This window comes from Paenibacillus cymbidii, from assembly GCF_004764705.1.
GTDB lineage: Bacteria > Bacillota > Bacilli > Paenibacillales > NBRC-103111 > Paenibacillus_AN > Paenibacillus_AN cymbidii.
The window spans coordinates 310,329-330,289 of sequence record NZ_SHLX01000002.1 but is presented as its reverse complement, the minus strand read 5'-3'; the positions used below and the strand labels follow the sequence as shown (position 1 = coordinate 330,289).

At 58.6% G+C, this 19,961-nt stretch carries 17 protein-coding genes; 10 read left to right on the top strand and 7 right to left on the bottom strand.

The window, feature by feature from the left end; all coding sequences use genetic code 11:
• Entirely contained in the window at nt 1-789 is a 789-nt protein-coding gene (locus EXY20_RS04665) for a helix-turn-helix domain-containing protein (RefSeq protein ID WP_135548166.1), read from the bottom strand.
• Between the two features lie 121 nt (nt 790-910).
• On the opposite strand from EXY20_RS04665, the gene EXY20_RS04660 reads away from it, so the two are divergent.
• Together EXY20_RS04660 and EXY20_RS04655 are read left to right on the top strand one after the other, a co-directional pair.
• Nucleotides 911-1,972 (top strand): amidohydrolase family protein, encoded by a 1,062-nt coding sequence (locus tag EXY20_RS04660; protein WP_135548164.1) that lies wholly within the window; start codon nt 911-913, stop codon nt 1,970-1,972.
• A 2-nt stretch (nt 1,973-1,974) separates the two neighbouring features.
• Entirely contained in the window at nt 1,975-2,283 is a 309-nt protein-coding gene (locus EXY20_RS04655) for a YciI family protein (RefSeq protein WP_207671220.1), read from the top strand.
• Nucleotides 2,284-2,398: 115 nt separating this feature from the next.
• Here EXY20_RS04655 and EXY20_RS04650 read toward each other — a convergent pair whose 3' ends face one another.
• The 3 genes from EXY20_RS04650 to EXY20_RS04640 are packed head-to-tail and all read right to left on the bottom strand — an operon-like array spanning nt 2,399 to nt 6,278.
• Nucleotides 2,399-3,565: a Ger(x)C family spore germination protein gene (locus EXY20_RS04650; protein WP_167858989.1), complete on the bottom strand. Its 1,167-nt coding sequence runs from the start codon at nt 3,563-3,565 to the stop codon at nt 2,399-2,401.
• Nucleotides 3,562-5,178, bottom strand: coding sequence for a spore germination protein (locus EXY20_RS04645; protein WP_235885351.1), 1,617 nt, complete (start codon nt 5,176-5,178; stop codon nt 3,562-3,564). Before EXY20_RS04645 ends, EXY20_RS04650 begins: the two co-directional genes overlap by 4 nt.
• The gene (locus EXY20_RS04640) at nt 5,175-6,278 is read right to left on the bottom strand and encodes a GerAB/ArcD/ProY family transporter (protein WP_135548159.1); all 1,104 of its coding nucleotides are present in this window, start codon (nt 6,276-6,278) and stop codon (nt 5,175-5,177) included. Before EXY20_RS04640 ends, EXY20_RS04645 begins: the two co-directional genes overlap by 4 nt.
• Before the next feature lie 280 nt (nt 6,279-6,558).
• Here EXY20_RS04640 and EXY20_RS04635 point away from each other — a divergent pair, with 280 nt between their 5' ends.
• The 3 genes from EXY20_RS04635 to EXY20_RS04625 are packed head-to-tail and all read left to right on the top strand — an operon-like array spanning nt 6,559 to nt 10,189.
• On the top strand, nt 6,559-7,299 hold the full coding sequence (locus EXY20_RS04635) for a hypothetical protein (RefSeq protein ID WP_135548157.1): 741 nt from the start codon (nt 6,559-6,561) through the stop codon (nt 7,297-7,299).
• A 16-nt stretch (nt 7,300-7,315) separates the two neighbouring features.
• Nucleotides 7,316-9,004 carry a vWA domain-containing protein gene (locus EXY20_RS04630; RefSeq protein WP_135548155.1) on the top strand — a complete coding sequence of 563 codons (1,689 nt, stop codon included), beginning with the start codon at nt 7,316-7,318 and terminating at the stop codon, nt 9,002-9,004.
• Between the two features lie 45 nt (nt 9,005-9,049).
• The gene (locus tag EXY20_RS04625; RefSeq protein WP_135548153.1) at nt 9,050-10,189 is read left to right on the top strand and encodes a toxic anion resistance protein; all 1,140 of its coding nucleotides are present in this window, start codon (nt 9,050-9,052) and stop codon (nt 10,187-10,189) included.
• Nucleotides 10,190-10,880: 691 nt separating this feature from the next.
• On the opposite strand, the gene EXY20_RS04620 is transcribed toward EXY20_RS04625, so the two are convergent.
• The 3 genes from EXY20_RS04620 to EXY20_RS04610 all read right to left on the bottom strand — a co-directional run bounded on the left by EXY20_RS04620 (nt 10,881) and on the right by EXY20_RS04610 (nt 13,923).
• The gene (locus EXY20_RS04620) at nt 10,881-11,951 is read right to left on the bottom strand and encodes a zinc-dependent alcohol dehydrogenase (protein WP_235885350.1); all 1,071 of its coding nucleotides are present in this window, start codon (nt 11,949-11,951) and stop codon (nt 10,881-10,883) included.
• The gene (locus tag EXY20_RS04615; RefSeq protein WP_135548151.1) at nt 11,951-13,099 is read right to left on the bottom strand and encodes an aminotransferase class V-fold PLP-dependent enzyme; all 1,149 of its coding nucleotides are present in this window, start codon (nt 13,097-13,099) and stop codon (nt 11,951-11,953) included. The genes EXY20_RS04620 and EXY20_RS04615 overlap by 1 nt, the downstream gene beginning before the upstream one ends.
• Before the next feature lie 86 nt (nt 13,100-13,185).
• Nucleotides 13,186-13,923 (bottom strand): MBL fold metallo-hydrolase, encoded by a 738-nt coding sequence (locus EXY20_RS04610; RefSeq protein WP_135548149.1) that lies wholly within the window; start codon nt 13,921-13,923, stop codon nt 13,186-13,188.
• A gap of 173 nt (nt 13,924-14,096) precedes the next feature.
• On the opposite strand from EXY20_RS04610, the gene EXY20_RS04605 reads away from it, so the two are divergent.
• From EXY20_RS04605 to EXY20_RS04585, 5 genes are all read left to right on the top strand, one after another.
• Nucleotides 14,097-14,771: a GntR family transcriptional regulator gene (locus tag EXY20_RS04605; RefSeq protein WP_135548147.1), complete on the top strand. Its 675-nt coding sequence runs from the start codon at nt 14,097-14,099 to the stop codon at nt 14,769-14,771.
• A 252-nt stretch (nt 14,772-15,023) separates the two neighbouring features.
• Nucleotides 15,024-16,721, top strand: coding sequence for an extracellular solute-binding protein (locus EXY20_RS04600; protein ID WP_167858988.1), 1,698 nt, complete (start codon nt 15,024-15,026; stop codon nt 16,719-16,721).
• Nucleotides 16,722-16,822: 101 nt separating this feature from the next.
• Nucleotides 16,823-17,680: an ABC transporter permease gene (locus EXY20_RS04595; protein WP_235885367.1), complete on the top strand. Its 858-nt coding sequence runs from the start codon at nt 16,823-16,825 to the stop codon at nt 17,678-17,680.
• Nucleotides 17,681-17,786: 106 nt separating this feature from the next.
• Nucleotides 17,787-18,668, top strand: coding sequence for a carbohydrate ABC transporter permease (locus tag EXY20_RS04590; RefSeq protein ID WP_135548141.1), 882 nt, complete (start codon nt 17,787-17,789; stop codon nt 18,666-18,668).
• 15 nt (nt 18,669-18,683) lie between these two features.
• Nucleotides 18,684-19,871, top strand: coding sequence for a M20/M25/M40 family metallo-hydrolase (locus tag EXY20_RS04585; protein WP_135548139.1), 1,188 nt, complete (start codon nt 18,684-18,686; stop codon nt 19,869-19,871).
• Nucleotides 19,872-19,961: the final 90 nt, after the last annotated feature.

The window sequence follows — 19,961 nt, the reverse complement described above, 5'->3', positions numbered from 1 at the left end:
TTACCTTCCTTTCCTGACGTATGCAAAGGAAGAAGGCATTGCGCCGGTGAGCTTCTTGTACATATACCCGAAATAGGACTGGTCGCAGTATCCCAGATAGTCTGCTATTGCAGCGATTGTCATTTGCGTATTCAACAACAGATCCTGAGCTTCGGAAATGCGAAGGCGATGCATATATTCCAGCGGCGTGTAGCCGACGACTTCTTTGAAGATAGTGCTGACATAGTTGGGCGTACGCTCCACGATGCGGGACAAGTCTTCAACTTTTAAGCTTGAGCGATAATGCTGTTGCAAATATTCCTGCAGTTGATCGACGAGCTTTACTTTTCGCGAAGGATGATGCTGGCGTTCGTATTCCCGGCCGATCATGGACATCATTTGAAGCAAGGTGCCGCTGCAATAAAGATCATAATAGCTCTGTTTGGAGGTCCATTGTTGGATGAGGTTGGAAAATTGCTGTTTCAGATGATAGTAATGCGAAGTGCACAGTTTTTGGTATCCACCTCTTTGGATATCCTGTAACCATTGCGACAGTTCACCCTGGCGGCACGTGAAGTGAACCGAATACATCTCATGCGGGCGGCTTGGACTTCTCCAGGCGCTTCGCAGCGTTCCGGGTTTAATGAACAGGATGTCTCCCTTCTTCAGATGCAGCTGCTCTTTCTCCATGCTGTAAACCAATTCCCCTTGCGTAACCAGCAGCAAAATTTGATACTGAACGTTTCCCGCGGGAATGTGCCAATCTTCCCCGATATTATAGTCGTGAAACACGGAGCGAATCGTCAGCAAGCTTTAGTTCCCCTTCATCCCGAATCGTAGAATCATCAGAAAAACAGAAGTTTCCTTACTGTCAGTATACGGCAGCGGCACGGTAAAATATAGCCATCAAGGCAATGAAGGAGCGCGCATGATGAGCCCATTAACCAAGGTGATTGACTGCGATGTGCACAATCAGTTCAATCACTATACCGATCTTGTCCCTTACCTGAAAGAGCCGTGGAAAAGCCGGGTGGCGTCGCTCGGCATCCATGTCGGATTTACTTACACCTCCCCCATAGGCGTCATGCGCAAGGATGCCGTTCCCCCGAATGGCGGCAAGCCGGGATCCAGCCCCGATTACTTGTACAAACAGCTGATCGAGGAATATCAGATGGAGTATGCGATCCTTACGGGCGACGATATTATGCATCTGTCGGTTAACCCCGACCCGGATTATGCTGCCGCACTCGCTTCGGCCTACAATGACTATTTGGTTGAGGTGTGGCTGCGCAGCAATAAAAAATTTAAAGGCTCCTTGGTGGTAACCACGCAAGACCCGCAGCTTGCCGCCAAAGAAATCGATCGCTTGGGCTCACATCCTGACATTGTCCAGGTCATTATGGCCAGTGCTTCCGCGATGCCTCTCGGCCAACGATTTTATCACCCGATTTACGAGGCAGCCGAGCGAAACGGGTTGCCGATTGCGATTCATCCCGGTTCGGAAGGGGGAGGAGCGAGCGGCGCTCCAACCTCTGCGGGATATCCCTCCAACTATCTTCAGTGGCATACATGTTTATCGCAAAATTTTATGGCTCAGCTGGTCAGTCTGGTATGCGAAGGGGTGATGGTGAAATATCCCGGGCTGAAGTTTGTATTGACAGAAGGAGGAGTCACCTGGCTGCCTCATGTGATGTGGCGATTGGACAAGAACTATAAGGGGCTTCGTCATCTGGCGCCGTGGTTGAAAAAGCTGCCAAGCCAGTATATCCGCGACAGTGTTTATTTTACGACGCAACCGATCGAGGAGCCGGATGATGCAAGCCAACTGACTACGCTGCTCAATATGATCGATGCGGAGAACATACTTATGTTTTCGAGCGATTATCCGCATTGGGATTTCGACTCGCCTACGATGATATGGAACAGGATGCCGAAAGCCGCGAGATCCAAAATTTTCTATGAAAATGCCAAAGCATTGTATCGACTGGAATAGAATTGGCGGAAGGACGTGAGGGAATGTTTGTGATTTTGCTGCATTATTGCAAGCCTCTCGAGGTGATTGATGAATGGAAGGAAGCGCATTTCCAGTATATGGACGAACAATACGAGCAAGGTGCTTTTATTTGCTCCGGGAGGAAAGAACCGCGTACAGGCGGAGTCATTCTTGCATCGGGAGACGATGAAGAGCAGCTTTGGGAAACGATCCGCAAGGACCCGTTCTACATCCGGCAAGCTGCCGAATACCAGGCGATCCGGTTTATCCCTTCCCGATTTGATGAACGCTTTCGTTGTTTTGTCGATTGAATGCGCAGTAAACCGCAGTGAAGGAGCGGGGGCCCGCTTACGCAGAACAGTAAGGAGATGGCGAAATAGGCCATGTTTTATGGCCTATTTCGCCCCAGCCCCAGTCGCATCAACCTTACTCCAACTGCAGCTTGTACTTGCCCGTGTAGACGAGGTCGACGTCGACTTTGAGAGATCGCAGCGAATCGTCCCGCAGGAAAAAAGCGTCTTTGTCGCTGAGCTGGTGCCACAGCTTCGGCTTGGAGCGGTGCAGCCGCCAGCCGAGCTGGTAAACGTCGGCGCCTATGGCCACCCCTTCCCGGTACGTGCGGCGCACCTCCGCTTCGATGGTTTGGATCGCCAGCGCCTTCAGCCGATCCTTCGTTTCCGCCTCCACCAACTCGCTCAAGCCAAGCTTCACCTTGATCGCGCAGTCCGCGTAGAAACGCCCGTCCTGGACGAAGGTGCGCACGCGCGCCTTGGGCTGCTCGGCCACCATTACCGCCACCGGTTCGCCGTCTTCGGCGAGCGTCAGCGGCGTTCTTGCCGTATGCGGATCGAGCCAGCGCAAGCCGTCCAACTGCTCCTCTTCCAGCTTCGCAATCAGTTGGAAATGGCGCATATAATACACCCCGTCGATTCTTAACAGCTTGTGCGGTTTTTTGTTCTCCGTCCAGGCTGCGGGCGATGTCGAAAGCGAAGGCAGGAAAGCCGTTGCCGCGGGCTCCTTGACATCGGCCATATACTGGTACATGTACATCGGGCGAATGTACGACCGCTGTTTGTACTCATCCTCGGGCTCGTGCAGGATCGACGAGAGCGGCGATAATTTGAAAAACGGCGTTATGCTGAACAGCTCCTCGATGGAGCGGTCCGTCGCAAAGGCCCAAATGTTGTAGCGAATTTCCCGGTAGCGGTTCAACAGGTCGAGCATTTCGCTCGTGCCGTGCGCAAGCAAGCGCCTGCTGAAAACGATGGCGGTCACATGCGCCCAATACGTTTGCTGCTGCGACGTCCGGTACACTTCGTTCACGGCGCCATTCAGCGTCTTGCCTTCTCCTTTGCCGATCCAGATGGATGGCGGGCCTTGCAGCGCGGCGCCCTCCTGTTTGGCGACATGACCGAAATCGATCATTTGCCCATACACCACGTACCGGTCGTTGACATAATCGACGCCAATCGCGGACAAGTAGTTAATGTTCTGAATTTCCTTGCTGCTCCAGCATCCTCCCGCCGGCACGGCAACGGCAGCCAATACGGCCGCGAGCGCCAGCCGGCGGAAACGGAGTCGCCACAGGGTCACGGGTGTTTCCTCCCCATCTTCGTGGCGTCCTTCGTGCGCAGCATATCCGGCCGTCGTTTGCGGACCACCCAGGGCAGCCGCAGCAGCGTTCGGGCCATATCGGCAAAAGACGGCGGCGACAGCGGCGCCAGGTACGGGACGCCGAACGAACGCAGTGTGGACAGATACAAGGTCAGTCCCATGGTGCAAAGCAGGAAGCCGTAAAGCCCAAGCGCTGACGATACTAAAAAGATGACGATGCGCAGCACGCTGACAATGCCGCTGAGCGCCTGGGAAACGAGCGTGGAGCCCGCCACGGCGGTCAATGCCGTTACGACGACGAGTGAAGGCGAGATCAAACCCGCGCGAATCGCCGCGTCGCCGATAATGAGTCCGCCGACGACCGTCAGCGTGTTGCCGATGGCGGAAGGCAGCCGCACGCCCGCTTCGCGGAATATTTCCAGCATGGCGATGACCAGGAACATTTCGAGCGGACCGGACAAGGGCAGGCCGATGCGCGACAGCGTGATCGTCGCCAGCAGCTGGAACGGTAGCTGGTCCTGATGGAACGTCACGAGCGAAACCCAGAAGCCGGGAAGCAGCAGCGACAGCAGCAGGCCGCACAGCCGCAGCACTTGGCCGAACGACGACGACAGGTACGTAAAATGTGCGTCCTCCGGCGATTTCAGCAGCAGCAGCAAATTGGCCGGGGCGATAGTGGCCGACGGGTTGCCGTCCACAAGGATGATGAACCTGCCGCTCAGCAAGCATTGCACGGCGAAGTCCGGCCTGCCCGTATAGCCGAGCAGCGGCAGCAGCGAATAGGAGGAATCGGCGATGATCTCTTCCAACTGCGTCGTGCTGATGATGCCGTCGATCCGAATGTTGCGCAGCCGCTCGCGCGCTTCCTGGATCACGTCGCCGCGGGCGATGTCGTACACGTACATGAGGCCGATTTTTGTCCGGGTCCGCTCGCCCGCGACGAATTGTTCGTAGGCAAGCGACGGCGTGCGCATCCGTTTGCGAATCAGGGCCGCGTTGACGGACAAGTCTTCGACGAAGCCGTCTTTGGGACCGCGGATCGACACCTCGGTGTTCGCTTCCTCCGGACTCCGCTCCGGCCGGTTGGAAATGTTCAGCACGAACAACGCCCGGAGCGGCTGAAAATAGAGCAGCAATCCTCCGTCGAACACGCGGTCGGCGATGCGCGTCTCGATGCTTTCTTCGTCCGGATTGACGCGCAGCTCGGCCATCTGCATCGTGCGGGCCGCTTCGATATCTTCGACGGAACGAAAGCCGCACTTGTCGAACAACGTTTGCAGACCGGGGAGCACGACCTGGTCGATCATTTTTTTGCTGTCGGTCAGCCCTTCGCAGTAGACGAGCAGCACTTCCTGCTTGTCCGACTCGTCGCCGAACCGGAACGGCTTGATTTTGACGTCCTGGCACAGCCGGAACAGGCCGCGGAACGAGGATTCGTCCCAGCCGGGCGAGTCCGGGCCAGCTCCTGCATCGGCAAACGGCGCCGCTTCGTCCGGCTGCTCCGTGCGCCCCTCCGTCTCCGCCAAAGCCTCCCGGGCTTGCGGCATATGGCGGGATCCCCGCCAGGAATGGAACAGCTTCGAAATGTTCATGAGGCCTTCTCTCCTTTCCTCCGCCTTCGCATCGCGATCCAGGCCGCAACGGCAAGCGCCAGCGACAGGCCGACCAAATAGCAGCTCGTCGCCGGAAAATAAACGCGATACATAAACCGCACAAAAAGCACATCGTCGTAAGGATAGAGCGTATAGACAATCATCAAGGCGCATATAGCGACAATAAGCACAATTCTGCGCCGCGGCGAGCGGAGGCAGATCAGATCGGCGATCGCAAACACGGCGACGGAAATCCGGATGAAGGCGCCGGTCAGCCATTGATAAATCGAGAGGAAATCCAGGTGCTCGATATATTTGCCGATTTTGACCATGCGCCACTGCTCATAGGCCGGGTACCGCTGCTTCGCTGCTTCGAACGGCCCGAATTCGGCGATGGAGCCCATGGTCGGGCCGATCGTCAAGCCGGCGATGATCATGCCGAGCACGATCAATTGCCATGTTTTCACTTTGGTTGACAAGTGCTGCTGCAGGAAGACGATCACCAGCAGCTCTAGAAAGCCGCCGCCGACGTACAGTATGCCATGGATCACCGGCCGGTAGCCGTTCTCGAGGATCGGCAGCAGCAACTCATATCGCTTGTGCTCGATATTGGCCGACATGACGAAGAAGCCGAACAGGATGACGAAAGGCAGCAGGATGCCGGCGGTAATCGCAATCGGCCGCAGCCCGGCAACCGCCGCGCAGCCGATGAGCAGCATCCCGGCACTGGCGATTACGAGTGCGGGCGTCTGGGGCAAGTAAGAGCTGATCGTCCACAGCGTCGTATCCTTCAGCGTGATGCCGCCGAAGAAGAAGAGATAGAAGGCCGCGGTTGCGCCGATCAAGCGGGCGACGAACGGGCCGTACACCCCCGCAAGCCACGGGACGAACCGCTCGCCGTTCATGCCCCGCAGGATGTAGCCGACGACCGGAATCCAGACGACATAAACGGCGGCGGCGGCGATCACGGCCAGCCAGGCGTCCCGTTCGGCCGCGCTCAGCAGCAGCGGGATGACGATCACGTGATTCATCAGCCCCATGCACATCATGAAGACCATCGCCATTTGCAGAAAGGAGATCGAATTGCCTTGTTGATTCATCAGTCCACCTGTAGCATCGGAATCGTGACGTTGCGGGCCGGAACGGCCTTGGAACGGAACATGCGATTATAGGATGCCCAATTTGCGAAAAAAATGGCAGCCTTGGCGTTTGCCTGCGAGCGGTTGCGGGAAAAGTCGCCCGTTCCCGGAAGGTAATCGGCGTCTGTTGTCGAATTATAGTTCGGGGTCCGTAAAATATGGAAGCGACTGGTCGCCTGCGGCGGCGGGATGAAACGCGGAAGGCGCGTCAACCGTAATGCAGGCAGAGGGGGAATCGCAAGTGACGACCAGATTCATCAAGTGGCTCGCGCTGGCGCTGGCAATCGTGGCGGTCGATATTATCGCGCTTTCGCCCGCCTTTCTCGGGATCGTTATCGGCGGAGACGCGTTTCAAACCGCGCTCGGAATAACGCTGCTGCTGGCGGGTGCGATGGCGCTGCTTTATTTTGGCTACGTCTGGCTGTTTAAACCGCGCCATGCGGCGCCGCTGCCGGTCAAACAAATCGTTACCCGCGACGATTACATCGCCGCGCTGCAGCAATTTCGCGGCGTCCGCACGTTGTCGGGCGACATCGCGCTTTCGCTGGAGCAAATCGACCGGCTGCAGAAGAAGCGGGATACGCTGATCGAGGTGCTCGACCAGCGGTTCGAGCGCACGGAGCTGAGCTACAGGAAGTTCGTTTCCGTCGCCGGCGAGGTGGAGAAGCTGTTTTTCCTGAATATTCGCAGTATCCTGAACCGGCTGCAAGTGTTCGACGAAGCGGAGTACCTGCGCGTCATGAACGCTTCGGCTCCCGCCTTCTCCACGGCGCTGCAGAACGAGAAGCGGAGCGTTTACGGCGACTACATCGCCTTCGTCAAAAGCTCGCTTGGCGCGAACGAGGAAATGCTGCTGAAGCTGGATAAGCTGCTGCTGGAATTGTCCCGCCTGGACAGCATCGAGCCGGGAGAACTGGAGAGCATGCCGTGTCTGCAGGAGATCGACGCGCTGATCAAACAGACCAAATTATATAAATCGTAAGATGAGGTGAAATGGTATGGGAAGAGCGGGAAAATTTCTCCTGTTTGCCGGAATTTCGCTGGTTGTCGTGTTCGGACTCGTATACGCCGGCGTTAAATTGACGTCGAACAACGGCAAAACGGAGAAGGAGATTGCGATTGCAGACGCCAATAAACTGCTGAACAGCTATTACGCCAATATTGCGGCGACGACGGCGCAGCCCGTTAAAGGGCAGATCGACCTGAACCCGGCCAATGTGGCGGACTCGCTGCCGGATATCGAGAAATTCCCGGTCACGGTCCCCAATACGACCGATTCCTTCATTGAAATTTTCTCCTCCACGGAAAAATCGGGCAGCGGCGTCGACGGTTGGCTGACGGACGTCGCGACCGAATTCAACAAAACGAAACCGGAAGTAGCCGGGAAGCCGGCATCCGTCAAGGTGCGCAATATCGCTTCCGGCACGGCGACGGACTATATCCGCTCCGGCAAGTATGTGCCGGATGCGTTCACGCCGTCGAACGAGCTGTGGGGCGAGATGGTCAAGGCCAGCGGCGTCAAGGTGGAGAAGGTCGCCGATCGGCTGGCCGGCAACGTGCCCGGCATCGTGATCGCCAAAGCGAAATATGACGCGCTTGTCGCCAAGTACGGAGCGGTCAATGCCAAAACGGTTGCCGAAGCGGTGGCGAACAACGATTTGGCGATGGGCTACACCGACCCGTTCGCAAGCTCGACGGGCCTGAACTTCCTGGTCACCGCGCTGCATACGTTCGACAGCGCCAACCTGCTCGGCGACAAAGCCGTGCAAGCGTTCGAGCGGTTCCAGACCAACGTGCCGTTTATCGCGTCGACGACGATCCAGATGCGCGACGCGGCGAAATCGGGCATGCTGGACGCGTTCGTGCTGGAGTATCAAACGTACACCAATGCCGAGGATTTGAAAGGCGGCTACGTGTTTACGCCGTTCGGCGCCCGCCACGACAGCCCGCTCTATGCGCTGGGCGATTTGTCCGCGGATAAGCTCGCCATCGTGAAGAAATTCGCCGAGTTCGTCGCCCAGGACAAATACCAGAAGGCGGCGAAGGACAAAGGCTTCAATAATTTGGACGACTACAAGTCGGATTTGGCTACGGCGGGCGGCGACCTGCTCATGGCGGCCCAGAAGCTGTGGAAGGACAAAAAGAACGGCAGCAAAACGATGTCGGCCGTGTTCGTCGCGGACGTATCCGGAAGCATGGCGGGCGAACCGCTCAAGCGGCTGAAGGAGTCGCTGCTGAAGGGGCAGAAGTACCTCGGCAAGGACAACCGGATCGGGCTCGTCTCCTATTCGAGCGACGTATCGATCGACCTGCCGATCGGCACCTACGACACGACCCAGCAGTCGCTGTTCGTCGGCGCCATCAACAGGCTGCAGGCGGGCGGCAACACGGCCACGTTCGACGGCATCGTCGTTGCGCTGAAGATGCTGCAGGACGACATGGCCGCGAATCCCGGCGTCAAGCCGATCATCTTCGTCCTCAGCGACGGCGAAACGAATGTGGGCTACACGCTCAAGCAAGTAGAGAAATTGATCGGCACTTATAAAATTCCGATCTACACCGTCGGATATAACGCCAACATCAAAGCGCTGCAGAGCATTTCGAGCATCAACGAGGCAGCGAGCATCAATGCCGACACCGACGATGTCGTCTACAAAATCAGCAACCTGTTCAACGTCCAGATGTAACATTCGCCGGCACCCGGAAGCGGTGCGGCCCGAAGGAGGAACCACATGTCGTTTTCAATGGAAGTGCCCAGCCAGGAGACGATCAAGGCGGCGATCGAGCAGGAAGTGAAGCCGGTCCCCGAAGAAGTCGCGAAGCTGAAAGAAGCCGCGGACGCCAACGTGGCGGCCATCATGTCTCTCGATCTCGATTCGCTTGACAAGCGCAGGGAAATTTTGCAATCGATCGACACGTTCGGGATGAAAACGATGCGGTCGTCCTCGGACAAAAATGCGTTGCTGCAGGTGACGGTCGGCAAGCTGTCGAAAACCGGCGACGAAGGCGGCCAGGTGGCCAGAGGGTTGGCCGAGCTTCATACCCAGCTGAAGGATTTGGACCCGAGCCTGATCGACTTTACGAAGACCGGTTTTCTCGGCAAGCTGTTTAACCCGCTGCGCGCCTACTTCCTGAAGTACCAGCGGGCCGACGAAATGATCGCCGACATCATCGTATCGCTCGACAAAGGCAAATCGACGCTCAAAAACGACAATACCACGCTCGAAATCGAGCAGATGGCGCTGCGCGACCTGACGAAGAAGCTGCAGAAGGAAATCGAGCTCGGGGTGCTGATGGATCAGACCATCGAGTCCCAGGTGGAGCAAGCCAAGGTGCGCAACGAGGATCCGGACAAAATCCGCTTCATCACCGAGGAAGTGTTGTTCCCGCTGCGCCAGCGGCTGATGGATCTGCAGCAGATGCTCGTCGTGAACCAGCAGGGGATCGTCGCCATCGAAGTGGTTATCCGCAACAACAAAGAGCTGATCCGCGGCGTCGACCGGGCGAAAAACGTCACGATATCGGCGCTGAAAATTTCCGTCACCGTCGCCAGCGCTTTGTACAACCAGAAGATTGTGCTGAAAAAGATCGAGCTGCTTAACCAAACGACGAACGAGCTGATCGCCGGCACGTCGCGCATGCTGAAAAACCAGGGAGCCGAGATCCACAAGCAGGCGCTGCAATCGAGTGTATCGGTCGATACGCTGAAGCAGGCGTTTTCCGACGTATTGGAAGCGCTGGATTCGATCAGCACATTCAAGCAGGAGGCGCTGCCGCAGATGCGCGATACGATCGAACAGTTCCGCGACCTGGCCGAAGAAGGCGAGAAACAAATCCAGCGGCTGGAGCGGGGGCATCAGCTGGGGATATAAACATTTGTCAGGAACGATAAACAGGGAGCTTTCGCTTTCACAAGCAGCGGCGGCCTTGGACTCGATTACCCGAGTCCGGGACGACCGCTGTTTTGGCATTTTTACACTTCCATATATGGAACCCGTATACATGTTTGTTCGACAATGATAAAGTTAAGATCGAATGAGAGCGGCGGCGGCGGTGACCATTTACCGGGCGCTGCAGCTGAACCGACCAAGCGGATTGTGATGGGTATGCCAGCACGTCCTGTCGAACGGCCATGAGCAGGACAGCTTCTTCAAAATAGCCCCTATAAAGAGGCTGTCGATTAACTGTTTATCACTTCTGGAATCTGCGGGGCGCACGAAATGATATGCGAAAAATCATATAAAATGACGGGTGATCCTGCCAATTCCAGCAATTATATGCGAAATTTCATACATAATTCGCGATTTTAGCCTCATTTTCGAAATTATATGCGAAAAATCATCTATAATCTCTGCATCCATCCGTTCTCGCCAATCGATCCAATCCTTCGGCAGCGACTCCGGACGCTTCCACAAAAGGCAGCCGTCAAGGGGTTCCCCTGACGGCTTTTGCGATCTTGTTCGGTTGTGGCGACCGTGACGGTAATGATGACATCCGTTCGGGAGCAGGAACAGCCGCCGCCCCATCCCGTCATGCAAGCATTGGTTCAAACGGCGCGAGTCGTCACGCCTCCAGCAAAATCTTGCCGCTGGTAACGCGGCCTTCGACAAGGTCGGCGAACGCCACGGCGCCTTCCGCGAGCGGCCGGATTTCGGTCCAGCCGGTTTCGCGCACGCGGCCGGCGGCGAGCAGCCCGACCGCCTCGTGAAAATCCTGGCGCGTGTAGCAGAACGAGCCGAGGATGTCGATTTCGCTGCGGATCGCGTGATTGACGCGCATGTTCGTTTCGTCGATGCCGAGGCCGACGTTCATCAGCGTGCCTCCCGGGTTCACGAGCCGCAGCGCCGTCTCGCGAGTCGGCTGGAAGCCGGCGGCATCGAACACGACGTCGACGCCTTCGCTCCCGTGCAGCCGGACGACTTCCGCCGCGACATCGGCTTCGCCCGGGTGAATCGCGGCGTCGAAGCCGGCCCGCAGCGCCATATCCAGGCGCGCCCGGTTCGTGTCGACGACGGTGAGCGTCGCTGCGCCGAGCAGGCGGGCCGTCATTCCGCACAGCAAGCCGATGCCTCCGGCGCCGAACACGACGACGTGCGGGAAGCGATGCCGCTGCATCGCCCGTTTGGCCGCGCGCAGCGAGCAGGCGAGCGGCTCCGCCAGCGCCGCGCGGAACGGGCTCAGCGCGTCCGGCACCGGGACGATGGCGGACAACGGCACGCACACGTACTGCCCGAACGCGCCGGGGCGGTGGATGCCGACGATGCGGCGCGACCGGCACAGCTGCGTCAGCCCTTTGCGGCACAGGCCGCAATCGCCGCAGAACAGCAGCGGATTGACGACGACCCGCGCGCCGACCCGAAGCGGCGGCGACTCGCCGTCGCTATGCTCCGCAACAAGCGCATCGACGCCGGAGCCGAGCCGCTCGACAACGCCGCAAAACTCGTGGCCCATCACCAGCGGCGGTACGCGCAGGCTGTTGTGGCCGAGATAGCCTTCGATCTCCGAGCCGCAGATGCCTACGGCCTCCACGCGAATGAGCGCCTCGCCGGCTGCCGGCGAGGGGATGTCCGTGCGAATCCACGCCATCTCCTGCGGCGCGGTCCAACTCAAGGCATTCATGCCGCCCCCGGCCATCAGGCGCCGCCTCCTTGCCGATCCGGCTCCATGCAAGCCGGCAGCGTTTCCAGCAGCCGGTCGATGTCGCCGCTGTCATTGAACAGATGGATCGAGACGCGGAACCGGCCGTCGCCGCCCCAGACGTAGATGCCCCGGTCCAGCAGCCGGGCGGCGAACGCTTCCGCGTCGCCCGGATAGGCGATGGAAATGTTGCCCGCCCGCTTCGCCGGATCGACCGGCGTCATGATTGCGAAGCCGAGCGCTTGCAGGCGTTCGATCAAATAAGTGCCGAGCGCGGCGACATGCGCTTCGATGCGCTCGATGCCGACATCGAGCAAGAGCCGCGACGAAAACGCCAGCGTGTATAATGACGGATAGCTCGGATAACCGAGCTCGAACCGTCGCGCGTCCGGCTGCAGCGTGTATGACTCGAAGCGGTTCGGGCTGAACATGTCCGAGACGCTGCGCCAACCGGCGCTGCACGGGCGGAAGTCGCCGACCCGGCGCGGATTGACCGCCAGCAGCCCGTAGCCGTGCACCGACAGCAGCCACTTGTAAGAGCTGCAGACAATAAAATCCGCGTCGGCGAGCCGCACCGGCACGACTCCGAGCGACTGCGTCGCATCGAGCAGCAGCAAGGCGCCGGTAGGCTGCAACTGCTCGTAAAGCGCCTGCGGGTCGAGCCGGGCGCCGGAAATATAGCTGACATGGCTCGTGACAACAAGCCGCGTACGGGCGTCCACTTGCGACATAATGTCGGCAACGGCGACTTCCCAGTCGCGGTCGCGCACGACGCGCACTTCAACGCCGCGCTCGCGCAGCGCCAGCCATGGCAGAACGCCGGACGGAAACTCCAGCGTGTTGATGACGACATTGTCGCCGGCCTCCAGGCCCAGCGACAGCGAGATCATCGAAATGATTTCCGACGAGTTGGACAGAATCGCAATGTCCTCTTCCCGCGCGCCGATCATTTCTCCGATTTGCCGCTTGCAGCTCCGTTCCGTCGCCGCGTTGCGCTCGCGTCCGCGAGGCCCCAGGGCGCGGGACGCGATGTAGTCGTTCAACGCGCCCGCGCAGCCGACATGCGGCGGCGTTTCCGCGCCGCTGTAGAACCAGACGGCGTCTTCCAGGCCGATAAAATCCGATTTTGGAATTAATGATTGCACGAAGTGGCGCTCCTTTCATCTCACAGTCCATGTATTGCCAAGCTGATCGTTCGATGTTTCGACAAACGGCGCTGTTCGCCAAGCCGTCACAAGTTCGGCGGCAGGTCCAGCCGTTCGAAAGCGCGATGGGCCTTGGCCGCATGCTGCCAGGCGTCCTCCAGCAGAAACGGGCCGTGTCCGGCGAACAGCCGGTCTATGCGAAGCGCGTGCAGCCGGGCGATCGAGGCGGCGTGGTCCTGGATGTGGCAGTCCCAGGTGTGCTGCAAATAAATTTTGCCGCCCGCGAACAGCGCGTCTCCGGCGAACAGGCTCTTAACGCCGTCTTCCTCCAATAAATAACAAACATGCCCGCGCGCATGCCCGGGCGTCTCCAGCACGCGGAAGCGCAGTTCGCCTACCGCCAGCGTATCGCCGTCGGCCACACGAATGTCGACGGGGCATGGCGCGTAGCGGTAATCGGCTGGATACAGGCCGGCGGCCATTGCCTGGCGCACGCTCGACTTGTCGGTGTCGCCGCTTGCGAGCCAGGGAGCGGCTTCGGCCGAGGCGACGACCGACCAGCCGAATCGGTCGCGCAAATAAGCGGCGCCGCCGGCATGGTCGGCATGGATATGCGTCAGCAGCAGGTGCGACACCCGTTCCGGCGGGATGCCGTCCGCTTCGAGCCGGGACACGATTCGCTCCGGCGCCACGCCCGCGCCGGCGTCGACGAGCACGCAGGATGCGCCGCAATGGATCGCATAAACGTTGCAGTCGAGCTCGTGGGTCAGCTGCATGCCGTTTTTGCCGCCGCCGATCAAATGAATCCGATGGGCGATTTCCATGGTTCCTCCATCATAGTTCGACGTAACGTCTATATTATATATAATCTATAATAGCGAAACAACAGATAAATCAACACTTTTCGCCAATAAAAATTCGTTGACAAAAAGAAAAGGCCATATTATATATAATCTATAATCTAAACAAGCGAAGCGAAACGGAGCGTCGAGCAACAATGATCGTCAAAAAAACGAACATGAGCGAAGATATCATGGCTCTTATAAAAGAAAAAATTATCGATGGAGAAATCAAGCCTGGCGACCGCATCATCGAAACGAAGCTGGCCAAGGAACTCGGCATCAGCCAGACGCCGATCCGCGAAGCGCTGCAGCGGCTGTCCGGCGAAGGCATCATCACGCTCGTGCCGAACAAGGGGCCGGTCGTCAAGACGATGACGCCGCAGGACGTGTTTGAGATTTATTCGATCCGGGCCATGCTCGAAGGGCTGGCGATGCGGCTGGCGATCCAGCACGCGTCGCCGAAGGAAGTCGCCGAGCTGGAGCAATTTTATATGCAGATGAAAGTGAAATGCTACGATGACGCCGTGCGGACGCTGCTGCCGGATTCGTCGCACATTCACCAGACGATCGTCAACCTCTCGCGCCATCAGCGGCTGATCGCCACGTACGAGTCGATTTCGTTCCAGATCGCCCTGGTCAACCGCATCCTCGGCCGCGAGTCGACGAAGCTGAAGGAAGTCGAACAGCACAAGGAGCTGATCGATGCGCTGCTGGCGCGCGACCCTGACAATGGGGAACGCGTGATTCGCATGCACGTGCATCGGTCGTATCGCGAGTTTGCCGAGCTCGGCGCCGTCGACGGCGACAGCGCGGCGTTCCCTGCCTTTTGACGCGCGCCGCCCCGGCGGCGCCTCTTTAACGGGATTAATCCAATCCATATACAGCATGCTGGCTTTGGAAATGTAAAATAAAGGGTGGTGTTACAAAAAAACATAATTTGATCGTGCTGGGAACATACGGGTGGGTATCAGGCGAAACGAAGCAAGGCAATGCGTGGGCATTGCAGAACAGTGGAGGACAAGGCAAAGCAAAGCGGGAACAATGCAGCGGTTCAGAACGATTCCAGAGGAGGACGCGCATCAATGAAACGTTCAATGGCAACGCTCGCAGCCGGCGCGCTGCTGGTTACTGCCGTAATGGCGGGGTGCAGCAAAAGCGGGGACAAGGAAAGCGGCAGCGCGACGCAATCGCCGGGCAAACAATCGGCGGCTCCGTCCGCGACGGGCGCAGGGACCGGCCAGGCTCCCGCGAAGTATAACCCGCCGATCACGATTACGACGGCAGGAGAAGAACCGGCTTCCGTCAAATACAAGAATGGAGACACGGTCGACAACAATCCGTGGACGCGCGCTTACGAGAAGGAATACGGCATCAAAGTGAAGACGCTGTGGCAGGTGCCGACGGCGCAGCTCGACCAGAAGATCAACCTGACGATTTCATCCGGCGATTTGCCCGACTTTTTCAAAGTGAACCCGACACAGTTCAAGCAGTTGCTCGATGCGGGACTGATCGCCGACCTGACCGACGCCTACAACAAGAACGCCTCCGAAGGGGTCAAGCAACTGCTGACCGAAGGCGGTCCGGAGCCGATGAAGTCGGCGACGATCGGCGGCAAGCTGATGGCGATTCCGTTCACCGGCGGTCCGAAGGAGCGCGCGCCGGTATTGTGGGTGCGCGAGGACTGGCGCAAGAAGCTGAATTTGCCGGAGCCGAAGACGATGGACGACGTGCTCAAGATGAGCGAGGCGTTCGCAACCAAGGATCCCGACGGCAACGGCAAGGCCGACACATACGGGCTTGCCGTGGATAAGGATTTCGCCACGCTGGTGAACGGTACGGCAGGGCTGAACGGCTTCCTGAACGGCTATCATGCGAATCTCGATATTTGGGTGAAGGACGCTTCGAATCAGCTCGTCTACAGCACGATTCAACCGGAAATGAAGACGGCGTTGAAGAAGCTGCAAGAAATGTATAAAGGCGGGCAAATCGATCCGGAATTCGGCACGAAGGCGAAGGCCAAGGTCGGCGAAATGCTGACGGCCGGCAAAATCGGCATGACGTACCAGTCGCCGTTCGACGTGCTGGCGTTCCAGGCGGGCGTCGTCAAAGACGCGGCGATGGACTGGAAGGCGTACCCGGTCGTTTCGGCCGACGCCAAACCGGCGCTCAGCCAAGTCAGCCTCGGCATCAACGGCTACTGGGTCGTGCGCAAAGGCTACGAGCATCCGGAAGCGATTTTGAAAATGCTCGACTTCTGGCTGAACACCTTCTATTTGAACAAATCGATGGACGTGCACTACGAATACAACAACGACAAGGAAACGAACCAGGAAATTTACATCATGAACAAAATCGCCGCCTACAAGCCGTTCAAAAATACCGACGAGGCGGTGCGCGTCTCCAAGGCGCTGGAAACGAACGATACGAGCGCGCTGACGCCGGACGACAAGGGCGCCTTCGACAACGTGCAGAAATATTTGAAGGGCGACAAAAACTTCTGGTATTGGAACGCGATCTTCAACAAGGGCGGATCGGCCGCCATCGAGCTTGACTATCGCAACAAGCAGCAGTATTTGAGCAACGAGTTCATTACCGCACCGCTGCCTAGCATGGTCGAAAAAGGCGCCAACCTGGCGAAAATGCAAACCGAAATTTTTACGAAAATCGTGCTCGGCGAAGCAAGCGTCGACGAGTTCGACAAGTTCGTGGACAATTGGAAAAAGCAGGGCGGCACTGACATCACGAAGGAAGTCAACGACTGGTACGCCAAAAACAAATGACGGGCGGGGAGGGCGACCTCCCCTTCTGCCTTGCGGCTCGCGCGGACCGAACGGAGGGAACCCACTTGCGCAAAATCAGGATCAACATCCCGCTGCATCTGATGATTCTGCCCGGCTTTCTGCTCGTGCTCATCTATTGCTACGGCCCGATGTTCGGCATCGTGATCGCGTTTCAGAAATTTATTCCGGCCAAAGGCTTCTTCGATTCGCAGTGGGTCGGGCTGAAAAACTTCCGCTATATCTGGAGCATTCCCGATACGCTGACCGTGCTGCGCAACACGATTGCCATCGCCGGGATGAAGATCGTCTCCGGCCTCGTCGTGCCGATCGGCATCGCGCTGCTGCTGAACGAAATTGCGCGCGAAGTGGTCAAGCGGACGATTCAGACGGTCATTTATTTGCCCCACTTCCTGTCCTGGGTCATTCTGGGCGGGGTGCTGATCGACATTTTGTCGCCGGCGAACGGGATTGTGAATCATGCGCTTCAGTGGATCGGCATCGAGCCGATCTATTTTCTCGGCAACAATGCCTGGTTTCCGTATACGCTTGTCATTTCGCACGAATGGAAGGAATTCGGCTTCAGCACGATTATTTATTTGGCGGCGCTTACCGGGATCAATCCGTCGCTGTACGAGGCGGCCGTCATGGACGGCGCCGGCCGGCTGCGCCAGACGTGGCACATCACGCTGCCCGGCATGGCGCCGATCATCGTGCTGATGACGACGCTGAGTCTCGGCAACGTGCTGAACGCCGGGTTCGAGCAGGTGTTCAACCTGTACAGCCCGCAAGTTTACGCCAGCGGCGACATCATCGACACGTACGTGTACCGGATGGGGCTGCTCGAAGCGCAATACGGCCCGGCTACCGCCGTCGGCCTGTTCAAGTCGGTCGTGTCGTTCCTGTTCATCTCGACCGCCTATTGGCTTGCCTATAAGTTCGCCCGCTACCGGATCTTCTAGTATATAAAGAATGTATAAGTTTCCGGGGCCCCCGCAAAGTACCTGAATAAGCTTCGAAGCAAAAGCACCACTTTGTGGGGTTATCTAGAAAGGGGAGTGCAGCCGCATGGTCGTTACGCCTTCTTGGCCGAGGAAAGCGTTCCTCGTTTGCAACTACGTTTTTTTAATCCTGCTGGCCGTAATGTGTTTGCTTCCCCTGATCCACGTGCTGGCGATTTCGTTCAGCTCGAACGCTGCCGCATCGGCGGGGGAAGTCAAGCTGTGGCCGGTCGAGTTCAATCTCAAGTCGTACGAATACGTCGCCGCCAAAAAAGAGTTTTTCCGCTCGCTGTGGATGACGCTGCAGCGCGAGCTGATCGGAACGCCGCTCAGCATGGCGCTCGTCGTGTTGATTGCGTACCCGCTTTCCAAGGACGTGGCCATTTTTCGTTCGCGTTCGTTTTACGCGTGGTTCTTCGTGCTGACCATTCTGTTCAGCGGCGGCCTCGTGCCGTTCTATTCGGTCGTGCGCGCGACCGGGCTGCTCGATTCGATCTGGGCGCTCGTGTTGCCGGGCGCGGTCCCGGTATTCAGCGTTGTGCTGCTGCTCAACTTCTTCCGCACGCTGCCGAAGGAGCTGGAAGAAGCCGCCTTCATCGACGGCGCGAACCAATGGACGTCGCTTCTGCGCATCTATGTGCCGCTGTCCGTGCCGGCGCTGGCGACGATTACGCTGCTGACCGTCGTCAGCCACTGGAATGCGTGGTTCGACGGGCTGATCCTGATGAATTCGCCGGCGAACTATCCGCTGCAAAGCTATTTGCAAACGATGATTACGCGCGATTATACGTCGGTCGGCATGGAGGAGCTGCGCCAGATGGAGCAAATTTCCGACCGTACGATCAAGGCGTCGCAAATTTTGCTCGGTGCGCTGCCGATTTTGATTTTGTACCCGTTCCTGCAGAAATATTTTGTCAAAGGCATGGTCATCGGAGGCGTAAAAGAGTAAGGGAGAGAGGCAGCCGTGACGATCGAAAGCTCGAGCGGTTCGTTAACCGCCTTAAATATTTTGGAAGATTTGGTAAAAATACAAAGCGTGAACCCGCACTACGGGGACGGCGCCGCCGGCGAAGGCGGCGTGGCCGACTATGTCGCGCGCCGGCTTGGCGGCTTGCCGGGCGTGAGGGTGACGCGCCAGCCGGTGCTGCCCGGCCGCGACAATGTCATCGTGGAGCTGCGGGTCGGCAAGCCGGACCGCGCCTTGCTGTTCGAGGCGCACATGGACACGGTGTCGCTCGGCTCGATGGACGATCCGCTGACGCCGGTCTACCGGGACGGGCGGCTGTATGCGCGCGGCGCCTGCGACACGAAAGGCTCGCTTGCCGGCATGATCCACGCGATTGAAACGTGCGCGCGCCGGCCGGACTTGGCCGGCGGCGATCTTGTGCTGCTCGCCGCCGTCGACGAGGAGCATGCGTACCGCGGCATTCTCGCCTTCCTCGAGCTCGGCATGCCGCTCGCCGGCGCCGTCATCGGCGAGCCGACGGAGCTCGGCATCGTCGCCGCGAGCAAGGGCTGCGCGCGCTTCGCCGTGCATACGCACGGCCGGGCGGCGCATACGTCGGTGCCGCACGAAGGCGACAGCGCGATTTACCAGATGATGCAGGTGCTGCGCTTCATCCGCGAGCGGGTCGAGCCGCAGCTGGCGCTGAAGCGCGATCCGCGCGTCGGCTCGCCGACGATCGCCGTCGGCACGATTCGCGGCGGCAAACAAATCAACATCGTGCCGGAGTCGTGCACGATCGAAGTGGATCGCCGGCTGATTCCCGGCGAGTTGCCCGACGTGGTGCTCGCGGAGTTCGAGCGCGAGCTGCAAGCTTATGCGGCCGGCGAATGCGGCGGGGCGCTGAAGGTGTCGGTCGAGCGGCTGCTGCTCGACTGGGCGCTCGACACGCCGGGGGACGCGGCGGTTGTGTCGGCGGCGCGCCGGGCGGCGGCGGCGCTCGGGCTGCCGGGCGAGGTGCTCGGCGTGCCGTACGGCAGCGACGCGAGCAAGCTCGCGCACTTCCAGGGCGTGCCGAGCATCGTGTACGGCCCCGGCTCGATCGCGCAGGCGCACTCGCGCGAGGAATGGGTGTCGGTCGCGCAGGTGGAACAGGCGGCGGCGTTCTACACGCAGCTGGCGCAGACGTTCGGGCGCTTTGCAAAATAAGCCATGATTTATTGGCTATTTCGCAAAAATGGGGCGGCAGTAACGTAATAGCCAGTGAAATCACTGGTTATTTCGGAGAAAAGGGCGATT

Excerpts from the sequence above, each read along its gene's own strand:
- EXY20_RS04660 (WP_135548164.1), top strand. The coding sequence starts at position 911 with ATGAGCCCATTAACCAAGGTGATTGACTGCGATGTGCACAATCAGTTC.
- EXY20_RS04645 (WP_235885351.1), bottom strand. The coding sequence starts at position 5,178 with ATGAACATTTCGAAGCTGTTCCATTCCTGGCGGGGATCCCGCCATATG.
- EXY20_RS04640 (WP_135548159.1), bottom strand. The coding sequence starts at position 6,278 with ATGAATCAACAAGGCAATTCGATCTCCTTTCTGCAAATGGCGATGGTC.
- EXY20_RS04630 (WP_135548155.1), top strand. The coding sequence starts at position 7,316 with ATGGGAAGAGCGGGAAAATTTCTCCTGTTTGCCGGAATTTCGCTGGTT.
- EXY20_RS04625 (WP_135548153.1), top strand. The coding sequence starts at position 9,050 with ATGTCGTTTTCAATGGAAGTGCCCAGCCAGGAGACGATCAAGGCGGCG.
- EXY20_RS04620 (WP_235885350.1), bottom strand. The coding sequence starts at position 11,951 with ATGGCCGGGGGCGGCATGAATGCCTTGAGTTGGACCGCGCCGCAGGAG.
- EXY20_RS04610 (WP_135548149.1), bottom strand. The coding sequence starts at position 13,923 with ATGGAAATCGCCCATCGGATTCATTTGATCGGCGGCGGCAAAAACGGC.
- EXY20_RS04605 (WP_135548147.1), top strand. The coding sequence starts at position 14,097 with ATGATCGTCAAAAAAACGAACATGAGCGAAGATATCATGGCTCTTATA.
- EXY20_RS04600 (WP_167858988.1), top strand. The coding sequence starts at position 15,024 with ATGAAACGTTCAATGGCAACGCTCGCAGCCGGCGCGCTGCTGGTTACT.
- EXY20_RS04595 (WP_235885367.1), top strand. The coding sequence starts at position 16,823 with ATGATTCTGCCCGGCTTTCTGCTCGTGCTCATCTATTGCTACGGCCCG.
- EXY20_RS04590 (WP_135548141.1), top strand. The coding sequence starts at position 17,787 with ATGGTCGTTACGCCTTCTTGGCCGAGGAAAGCGTTCCTCGTTTGCAAC.